This is a genomic window from Streptomyces sp. NPDC006174 (assembly GCF_040614075.1).
Taxonomy (GTDB): Bacteria; Actinomycetota; Actinomycetes; order Streptomycetales; family Streptomycetaceae; genus Streptomyces.
The window spans coordinates 1-4,944 of record NZ_JBEXTJ010000028.1 but is presented as its reverse complement, the minus strand read 5'-3'; the positions used below and the strand labels follow the sequence as shown (position 1 = coordinate 4,944).

General features: G+C 73.5%; 2 protein-coding genes. Both read right to left on the bottom strand.

The features are described from left to right. Window positions 1–1,925 (bottom strand): type I polyketide synthase (locus ABZ267_RS33150; protein WP_356757022.1); only part of this gene is annotated, 1,925 nt, incomplete at its 3' end. Window positions 1,926–1,980: 55 nt separating this feature from the next. After that, window positions 1,981–4,944 (bottom strand): SDR family NAD(P)-dependent oxidoreductase (locus tag ABZ267_RS33145; protein ID WP_356757020.1); only part of this gene is annotated, 2,964 nt, incomplete at its 5' end.

Sequence of the window (4,944 nt, the reverse complement as noted above, 5' to 3'; positions counted from 1 at the left end):
AGAGCGAAGAGCGCGGGTTGGGTGTAGCCGGTCTGGTCGAGCAGGGCTGCGGCCTCGGTGCCGGGCTCGGCGAACATCACCTCCAGCAACGGCCGCTCCAGATCCTTGTCCAGCTGCGCGCAGACCTCGTCGAGCGCCTCGGCGAAGACCGGGAACGCCGCGTACAACTCCTTGCCCATACCGGCCCGTTGAGCTCCCTGGCCGGTGAACAGGAAGGCCACCTTGCCTCGCCGAGGACCCGCCTCGCCGCTGATGGTGCCCGGCGTGGGCGTGCTCCGGGAGAGGGCGTCGAGCTGCTCGCGCGGGTGCGTGCGGGAGCCGGTGAGGAGGACGGCGCGGTGGTCGTGGGTGGTGCGGGTGGTGGCGAGGGAGTACGCGACGTCGAGCGGTGACAGCTCGGGCCGCGCCTCCACGTGCTCCAGCAGCCGCGCCGCCTGACCGGCGAGTGCTTGAGGGTTCTTGGCGGAGAGCAGCCACGGGAGGACCGGCGGCACCTGCGGCTCGGCCGGCTCCTCCGGCTCCGCCGACTCCCGTACAGGCGGCTGCTCCAGGATCACGTGCGCGTTCGTCCCGCTCACGCCGAACGCCGAGACCGCCGCCCGCCGCGGGCCCTCCTTCTCCGGCCACGGCCGGGCCTCCGTCAGCAGGGAGACCTCACCGGCGTCCCAGTCCACGAACGGGCTCGGCTCGTCCAGGTGGAGCGTCCTCGGCAGTGTGCCGTGCCGCATCGCCTGGACCATCTTGATCACGCCACCCACTCCGGCGGCCGCCACCGAATGCCCGATGTTGGACTTGAGCGAGCCGAGGTGGAGAGGACGGCCTTCGGGCCGGTTCTGGCCGTAGGTGGCGATGAGGGCCTGGGCCTCGATCGGGTCGCCGAGACGGGTGCCGGTGCCGTGTGCCTCGACGGCGTCGATGTCGCTCGGGGCCAGGCCGGCGTTGGTGAGGGCCTGGCGGATGACGCGTTCCTGCGACGGGCCGTTCGGTGCGGTGAGGCCGTTGGAGGCGCCGTCCTGGTTGACCGCGCTGCCACGGATGACCGCGAGGACGTGGTGGCCGTTGCGCTGAGCGTCCGAGAGGCGCTCGACCAGCAGCAGGCCGACCCCTTCCGACCACGCCGTACCGTCCGCCGCCGCCGAGAAGGACTTGATCCGGCCGTCGGCGGCGAGCCCGCGCTGCTGCGAGAAGTCCACGAAGCCGCCGGGATCACCGTTGACCGTGGAGCCGCCGGCGAGCGCGAGATCCGACTCGCCCGAGCGCACCGACTGCACGGCGAGGTGCAGCGCCACCAGGGACGAGGAGCACGCCGTGTCGATCGATACGGCGGGACCCTCCAGCCCCAGCGTGTACGCGATGCGCCCCGACGCCACGCTGCCGAGCTTGCCGGTCATCAGGTAGCCCTGGAGTTCGCGCGGCGCCTCCAGACCGAGGTAGCTCTCCTCCACCACTCCGACGAAGACGCCGGTCCGGCTGCCCTTGAGCGTGGCCGGGTCGATGGCCGCGTTCTCGAAGACCTCCCAGGCGCTCTCCATGAGGACCCGCTGCTGCGGGTCCATGGCGACCGCCTCACGCGGCGAGATCCCGAAGAACTCGGCGTCGAACCGGGTGGCGCCCTCCAGGAAGCCGCCTTCCTTCGTGTACGACCTGCCGGGTGTGCCGGGCTCCGGGTCGTACAGGCCCTCGGTGTCCCAGCCACGGTCGGTCGGCCACGGCGAGATCGCGTCGACCTCGTCGGCGACCAGCCGCCACAGCTCGTCCGGTGAGGAGACCCCGCCCGGATAACGGCACGCCATCCCCACGATCGCCACCGGCTCGTCAGTCGCCGCCGCCTCCAGGTCGGCGATCTGCTGACGGGCCTTCTGCAGATCGGCCGTCACCCACTTGAGGTACTCGACGAGCTTCTCTTCCTTGCTTGGGTCAGACATGCGACACCCACATCTCCTCGGAACACGTGCTGGGGACTGGCTGGGGGACTGGTGGTCAGCCGGACGTACGGCCGAGCTGGTGGTCGATGAAGTCGAAGATCTCGTCCGCGGACGTGTACGAACCGACGTCCTCCGCCTCCGGTCGCGCCGACGAGGCCGTCCCGGCGGGTACGGCCGTGCCGTTGACCCGGGACAGCAGCGACTGCAGCCGCGCGGCGAGCGCGTCACGCTCCTCGCCGTCCTCCGCCACCGAGTCGAGCGCCGACTCCAGCCGGTCGAGCTCGGCCAGCGCACCGCCGCCCGTCCCGGCCCCGGCCTCCGGCGCCGCCTTCGCGAGGATGTGCGCGGAGAGCGCCGCCGGCGTCGGGAAGTCGAAGACCAGCGTGGCGGGCAGCTTGAGGCCGACGGCCAGGCCGAGCCGGTTGCGGAGATCGACAGCGGTGAGCGAGTCGAAGCCCAGCTCCTGGAACGGCCGTTCCTCGTCGATGGCGTCCGGGTCCGGATGGCCGAGCACCACGGCGAGCGTGGCGCGGACCACCTGGGCCACGGCCTCGTACCGCTGTCCGGCGGGAAGGCCGGCGATCCGGTCCACCAGCGGTACGGCGGGCTCCGCACCGGTCCCGGCCCGGTCCTCCGACCGGACCGGCACCGTGACCAGGCCGCTCAGCAGAGCCGGCACATCGCCTCGGGCCCGCAGCGCCACCGCGTCGATCGGGAGCGCCGTCAGCACCGGCCGGCCGAGCGTCAGCGCCGCGTCGAACAGGGCCGGGCCCTGCTCGTCCGTGACCGCCCGGAACCCTTCCCGAGCGAACCTGGCCCGCTCACCTTCTCCGAGCGCCGCGCCGAGCCCGGTGTCCCGCGCCCAGAGTCCCCAGCCGATGGAGACCGCGGGCAGGCCTTCGGCGGCCCGGTGTTCGGCGAGGCCGTCGAGGAAGGCGTTGCCGGCCGCGTAGTTGGCCTGACCGGGACCACCGAGAGAGCCCGTGCTCGACGAGAAGAGGACGAAGGCGCTCAGCGGCAGATCACGGGTCAGTTCGTGCAGGTGCCAGGCGGCGTCGGCCTTGGGCTCCAGCACCGAGGCCAGCCGCTCCGGCGTCAGCGTGGCGACCATCGCGTTGTCCACGGTGCCCGCCGCATGGACGACTCCGGTGAGCGGGTGTTCCGCCGGGATCCGCCCGAGCAGACGCGCCACCTCGTCCCGGTCCGCGAGGTCGCCGCCCGCCACCGTCACCGTCGCACCCAGCGCACCGAGCTCCTCGCGGAGCAGGGCCGTCGCGGCGGACTCCGTACCGGAGCGGCCGGCGAGCAGCAGATGCCGCACACCGTGCCGGACCACCAGGTGCCGGGCGAAGACTCCGCCGAGCGACCCGGTGCCTCCGGTGATGAGGACGGTCCCGTCCGGGTTCCACGGGGCCTCGGCCGGCTCGGCCGGCTCCGTCACCTTCCGCAGCCTCGGCGCCTGCGCGCTCGCGCCCCGCACCGAGACCTCCGGCTCACCGGAGCGGACGGCCGAGGCCAGCGCCTCGTACACCTCGGCGGTGTCGCCTTCCACCTCGGCCAGGACGATCCGGCCCGGCGCCTCGGCCTGCGCCGACCGCACGAGGCCGCGCAGCGCCGAGACCACCGGACCGGACCCGCCGCGCAGCGCCACCACGAGCGGCGTCTGCGTCAGCCGCTCGTCCGCCAGCCACTCCTGGAGGACGGCCAGCACCTCACGGGTCAGCGCATGCACCGCGCCGACCGGATCGCCGCTGTCCGGCACCTGAGGGCCGAAGAGTACGGCCCCGAACTCCGCACCGGAGGCCGCCTCCGCGTCCGCCAGGACAACAGCGTCGGCCGGTGTGGCTCCGGCCCAAGGACCGAGCACGCCCCAGGCGAACGGCTCGCCGGAAGCGGTAGCCGGCACCGGAACCCGGCCCGGCTCCAGCAGAGCCGCGAACGCCGAGTCACGCGCACCGCTGAACCGGGCCTCCGGCAGCTCCACGAAGGCGACCGAGGCGACGGTGGCGACCAGCCGGCCGGCCTCGTCGGTCAGCCGCACCGCGAACGAGCCGTCACCGAGGTCCGTCAGGGCGGCCTCGGCCTCCGTCACGCCGGAGGCGTACAGCCGGACGCCGCGCCACCGCGCCGGGAAGGCGACGGTGCCGGGTGCGGCGGTGGCCGGACGCGCGGCGAGTACGGCGTCCAGCAGGGCCGGGTGGAGGCCGAAGCGGTCCGCCTCGCCGCGCAGCCACTCCGGTATCCGGACGGTGAAGGGTTCACCGGCCGCGTCCGGTACCGGAACGTCTCCGGTGGACAGGACGCCCTCGGCCACCGGCTGCCAGACGCCGTCCCGGTCGTCCGGCCGCGCGAAGACCCGTACCGTACGCCGTCCGTCCGCGGCCGGCTCGCCCACGGAGACCTGAAGATGTACGGCACCGGTCGCCGGGACGATCAGCGGTGCCGGTACGTCGAACGCGTGCAGCACACCGCAGCCCAGCTCCGTGCCCGCCCGCAGCACCGTCTCCACCAGCGCGGAGACCGGCAGGACCGGCTCGTCGACGACCACCTGCTCGGCCAGCCAGGCGTCCCGGCGCGGAACGGCCCGCCCGGAGAACACCGTGCCCTCGCCACCGGCCAGCGGCACGGTGACCCCGAGGTACGGATGGCTCGTGGACCGCAGACCCCACTCGGCGGCGTCGAACCCGGCCGGGCCCGCCTCCAGCCAGTAGCGCCGGCGCTCGAACGCGTACGTCGGCAGCGTCACACGCCGGGCTCCACGGCCCGTGAAGAACGCCTCCCAGTCGACCCGCAGCCCGGCGTCGTGCAGCTCTCCGACCGCCGCGACGAGCGTCTCCGGCTCCGGCGTCGACCGGCGCAGCAGCGACCGTACGACCGGTACGTCCTCCACGTTCTCCTGGACCAGCGCGCTGAGCGTACGGCCCGGGCCGATTTCGATGTAGGTGGTGGTGCCGTGGTGGTTGAGGGTGGTGATGGTGTCGGCGAAGCGGACGGTGCCGCGGAGTTGGTCGGCCCAGTA